This window comes from Gracilimonas sp. (assembly GCF_035704785.1).
Taxonomy (GTDB): domain Bacteria; phylum Bacteroidota; class Rhodothermia; order Balneolales; family Balneolaceae; genus Gracilimonas.
The window spans coordinates 1-4307 of the sequence record NZ_DASSWP010000243.1 but is presented as its reverse complement, the minus strand read 5'-3'; the positions used below and the strand labels follow the sequence as shown (position 1 = coordinate 4307).

Genomic DNA, 4307 nt, shown 5'->3' with positions numbered 1-4307 from the left:
CGAAGTGCCGAATAGATAATATTGGTATCTAATACAATTTGACGAACTGACATATGGTAGCATATACAATACCACAAAAAATAACAAGTGACGATATTAGTTTTAGGTAAGCTAACGTTCTGCGGTTTAACCGGCTTGGCCTTTTGGGTAAGTAATGTAATTAAAAGTTGGAATTACTTTTAGTCCCCTAATTTTGAACTGGCAAACAGCGGCCAAGTCCGCGTTGAAACCGTTGTTATAGAACCGTCTGTGTGATTACATTTAATTATTTGCTTAAATGATACATTGACTATATATTTAAGCATTGACTTAAATTAATTCACTATGAGTAAACAATCTTGTATTCGTGATGTAGCCGATCTGAACCAGATCAACCGCTGCATTGACTCCATCCAAGCGGTAGAGTCATCCATTTTAAAACTATCAGACATATTAAAACTGGCCGGAAATGATGTACGCCTGAAAATTCTGTTCTTGTTGAGCACCGAGGAAGATTTATGTCCGTGCGACTTGAGCGATATTTTGGATATGACCGTACCGGCGGTATCGCAACATCTTCGAAAATTGAAAGACGCCGGGGTCTTAGACTCAAGAAGAGAGGGAAAACTCATCTTCTATTCTCTGCAAGAACCTTACGACGTGCTTTTGAAACCACTTTTTAATCAAATTGAAAACAATGCCATTATGGAGGTATTAGCCGCATGAACAAGCAACAAAAAAGTAACTCTGACACCAAATGGCTGGGCGCGGGACTGGGAGTCGCTTTTATCTCCTCCCTTTGCTGCATCACACCGGTACTGGCTGTTCTGGCAGGAACAAGTGGAATCGCCTCTACGTTTTCATTCATGGACCCATTTCGGCCTTATTTAATTGGGCTGACCGTTCTTTTACTTGGATTCGCATGGTATCAAAAGCTGAAGCCCTCAAAAGAAATCGACTGCGAATGTGATCCTGAAGAAGCCCGTTTCACCCAGTCTAAATCGTTTCTTGGCATTGTAACCGTTGTGGCGGCGCTGTTGCTGGCTTTTCCAAACTACTCTCATTGGTTTTTCTCTGACGCTCAACCCACTCAAATACAATATGTTTCCGAGGCAAATGTAGAACGGGTCACCTTCACTGTGAAAGGCATGACCTGCGCTGGGTGTGAAGCCAGTGTAAAAAATGAGTTGGGTAAACTGGATGGAATTTTGGAAGCCGAGGTATCCTACGACAGTGGAACGGCTACTATTTCGTATTTGAAAACGAAGCTTACAGAAAAAGAGCTTCAGGATGCAATCAACAAGACCGGATTTACAGCCAACCTTCAACAAGAGCAAGAAAAGGAATAATAGGATGAAAGAACTGGAATTGGACATAGCGGGCATGACATGTGATCATTGCGCCGCATCTATTGAAAAAAATCTAACCAAACTAAACGGAATACAGAAAGCGGATGTAAGCTACCCAAAAGGAACGGCAACGGTAGCATTCGATGAAGCTACCCTTGATAAAGCATCGGTGATTGAAGCCGTAAATCAGACGGGAAAGTATCAGGTAGTGGGTGAATCGGGAAAAGAGCAATCTGGTGATAACCATTACTCGTTGATTATTATCGGGGGCGGTTCGGCTGCTTTTGCTGCTGCTATCCGAACCAGTGAACTGGGCGGGACCGCGCTTATTATAAATAAAGGTCTGCCAACAGGTGGAACGTGCGTAAATGTGGGGTGCGTGCCTTCCAAAACGCTGATCCGAACAGCAGAAGCCTTCCATAAGGCATCCCACCCGAGGTTTGAAGGGATTGAAACGACTGCAACCATCAGTGACTTTAAAAAAGTGATCGAGCAAAAACGGGAGATGGTTCGAGACCTGCGCCAGGAGAAGTATGTGAATGTGATAAAGGATGATCCAAATATTACCCTTATTGAAGGGTACGGAAAGTTGACCCAGGCAAATCAGGTCGAAGTTAATAACTCAACCTATACCACCGAGAACATTTTGATTGCCACAGGAGCTTCCCCGTTCATACCTGAAATACCCGGACTCAAAGAAGCGGGATATCTGACTAATGAATCAGCCTATGAACTTGAGGATCTCCCGGAAGAGCTTGTTATTTTGGGCGGCGGATATATTGCTATGGAAAATGCTCAACTCTTTAGTCGGCTTGGAAGCAAGGTGACGGTTATACAACGATCAGAGCATGTCTTAAGTGATCAACCCAAAGAACTTGCAACGGCCTTGACGGGATATTTGGAAGAGGAAGGATTGACCATTTTAACGAACACGGACATACTGGAAGTAACAAAAACAGGTAACAAAAGAAGCATCCGCTTTACGTTGAACGGAGAAGGAAAAGAACTTGAAGCCGATCAGATATTAGTTGCTACCGGCAGGCAGGGAAATACAAAACATTTAAATCTTGAATCCGCAGGGATTGACACCGAAGGTCGCGGCTATATTCCCGTGGATGAAACCATGCGGACCAAGGTGTCCAACATCTTTGCCGCCGGTGATGTACTTGGAGAACGACAGTTCGTATATACTGCGGCTTATGAAGGTAAAATTGCAGCTGAAAATGCAATGAGAGAGAGTCATGGAAAAGCCGATTTTTCGGTCTTACCTTGGGTTATTTTCACAGATCCACAGGTAGCCGGTGTGGGTATGGACGAGCAGCAAGCGGAAGAAGCTGGAGTCAATTATCAAGCAACGAAACTTACGCTGGACAATGTGCCCCGATCCATCGCCGCACGGGACACCCGTGGTTATATCAAATTGATCCGAAACCAAGATAATGACCACTTGATTGGAGCTCGCATTTTAGCACCGGAAGGTTCGGAACTATTGATGGAACTGGCACTGGCTATTCGACACGGAGTTACTATTCAATCACTCAAGTCCGAATTTCATCCCTACCTGACCCTTTCTGAAGGGATTAAGCTTGCTACACTCACTTTTGACAAAGATGTGAGTAAGTTGAGCTGCTGTGCAGTTTAGATGTTTCCGGCTACATCACGAATATATGATTTTTGAAGGTTCTATAACGACCCAGCGTTTAAACGGCGCGGAGATTATGATTTCTTTGAAGTAGCAAAATTATTTCCCAGCAAACAAGTTTCTATCGCATCCCGTCCGCGTCCGATTTAAAACGCTTTTAGGGCGAGACAGCCAGACCAACCACGAACCGTGCAAAACCACCGCTGACCTACAAGCCAAAATTGCCGGAACTAAGCGACAGGCGCATTAGAAAGTGCTCGCGAGGGATGGCCGAAAAAGCAAAGCGCCACACCTTAAAAGCCAAAAAACTCAGAACCGAAAACGTGGCGCCCCGACTCTTGGGAAAACTTTAGAAGAGGCAACCCACACCAACGACACGAACCTGCTACCTGACCAAAAAATTACCACCGGCTGGAAGCCCACATATTTTGACAGAAGGTGATGCGCCTGACGCGCCCTAACGCCGTGCTCTGCGCCAAATTTGGAGCGCAGCGTAGAATTTTTCCGACAGCAGCACCTTGTTATGCCCCAACCGCGATATGGCCTAATACACCAAGCAAAAAACCTGCAACAGCGCCTAATGGTGGCGCCCAGTGATTCTTCAGCTTGGATTGCGGTGCAATATCCTGAAAAACGATGTACAGGATGCCACCGGCGGCAAATAACATGATTCCGGAAACAATTTGCGGGTAATCCGACAGTACAAGGTAACCCGCTGTCCCGGCAATAGGGCCCAACATTGCCATTAGTATAAAAGCGCCGATGATTTTCAGACGGCCATAATCGCTGGAAACCTTGATTTCTCGATATGCGTTGAAACCTTCAGGCGTATTCTGGAGCGCAATGATTACAGCCAGGAGAAGCCCGGCATCCTTGGAGAATGTGAAGGTGGCACCAAGCGCCAATGCCTCCGGTACGAAATCAGACAACATAGCAGTCAGCTGGCTAAATGGCGTATTGTTTGCCACTAAACGGATATCAAGCGCCATGAACATGATGCCTCCACCGGAAAAACAAGCCGCAACCGGAAGAGAAGACAAAGTACTCACACCCTGAGGAACGAGAACCAGCGCAACAGCGGATAAAAGAGCGCCACCACCAAAGGCAATTACACCGTGGCGCACTTCAGTTTCTAACCATCGCGGACTGATTCGCTCTACCGCAGCAATTGACGCACCAATTGGCATTGCGAGTCCTGCGATCAGGGTTAATACAACAATTTCAGCTAAGTCATTCATTAAAGGTTACGATACGTTTGAGTGCATAACGGCCTGCCGCATAACCGGCGCAGGGATTATGATTTTTTAAAAGGCTACACATTTGAACAATCAGTGGCA

At 45.7% G+C, this 4307-nt stretch carries 4 protein-coding genes; 3 read left to right on the top strand and 1 reads right to left on the bottom strand.

All coding sequences use genetic code 11. The annotated features are described in order from the left end of the window. The first annotated feature begins 324 nt into the window (after window positions 1–324). From VFM80_RS13490 to merA, 3 genes are read left to right on the top strand one after another with little or no spacing between them, the layout of a single operon-like run. Window positions 325–705 carry an ArsR/SmtB family transcription factor gene (locus VFM80_RS13490; protein WP_395072539.1) on the top strand — a complete coding sequence of 127 codons (381 nt, stop codon included), beginning with the start codon at window positions 325–327 and terminating at the stop codon, window positions 703–705. Next, a complete protein-coding gene (gene merTP, locus VFM80_RS13485; protein WP_395072537.1) occupies window positions 702–1328 on the top strand; it encodes a mercuric transport protein MerTP in 627 nt (208 codons plus the stop codon). Before VFM80_RS13490 ends, merTP begins: the two co-directional genes overlap by 4 nt. 4 nt (window positions 1329–1332) lie before the next feature. Continuing rightward, the gene (merA, locus tag VFM80_RS13480) at window positions 1333–2970 is read left to right on the top strand and encodes a mercury(II) reductase (protein WP_395072535.1); all 1638 of its coding nucleotides are present in this window, start codon (window positions 1333–1335) and stop codon (window positions 2968–2970) included. A 521-nt stretch (window positions 2971–3491) separates the two neighbouring features. Here the strand turns inward: merA and VFM80_RS13475 are convergent. Beyond that, the gene (locus VFM80_RS13475) at window positions 3492–4208 is read right to left on the bottom strand and encodes a ZIP family metal transporter (protein ID WP_395072533.1); all 717 of its coding nucleotides are present in this window, start codon (window positions 4206–4208) and stop codon (window positions 3492–3494) included. Window positions 4209–4307: the final 99 nt, after the last annotated feature.